The sequence below is a fragment of the Oleiphilus sp. HI0080 genome, from assembly GCF_001635135.1.
Map to the genome: position 1 here is coordinate 1 of NZ_LWFU01000183.1, position 564 is coordinate 564.

At 47.3% G+C, this 564-nt stretch carries 1 protein-coding gene; it reads left to right on the forward strand.

Annotated features, from left to right (window positions below):
- Window positions 1–16 precede the first annotated feature (16 nt).
- Window positions 17–564 (forward strand): GGDEF domain-containing protein (locus A3751_RS02000; RefSeq protein ID WP_156492196.1); only part of this gene is annotated, 548 nt, incomplete at its 3' end.

Below are 564 nucleotides of genomic sequence, written 5' to 3' on the forward strand. Positions count from 1 at the left end.
TCCGTGGATTAGCCTTTTGCAGTTACAAAGTTTTGCCGCCGCATTCTCCATTGTTCTTTTCATGGTAGCGATACTCAATCTTGAGAAAACACTCAATGAGGCCTATTTGGAGAAGCACGCAAAAGAACTGGAAGAACTCTACAGAAAAGACGCCCTTACAGGCCTATGGAATCGCTATCGAATTAAGGAGTTTATTAAAATAGAACTCGAACGACAAAAGCGTGAAATGAGCCCTTTTGCGGTACTGCTCATCGACATTGACGACTTTAAGCACGTGAATGACACACTTGGGCATTTAGAGGGCGACCGCATACTCACAGAGCTCGCTGCGCTTATTCGCTCCAGTATTCGAGAAATTGACTTCGCAGGACGCTGGGGCGGAGAGGAGTTCATCGTCATAACCAGCAAAACCAATCAGGGCGCCTTACCGATCATCGCAGCAAAACTTCTGCAAGCGGTACGCTTACATGACTTTGGATTGCAAAAACCGCTGACGGTCAGCATTGGCAGCACAATCTCAACCATCGGTGATACAGAGCTCTCGGTTATTGATCGCGCAGACCA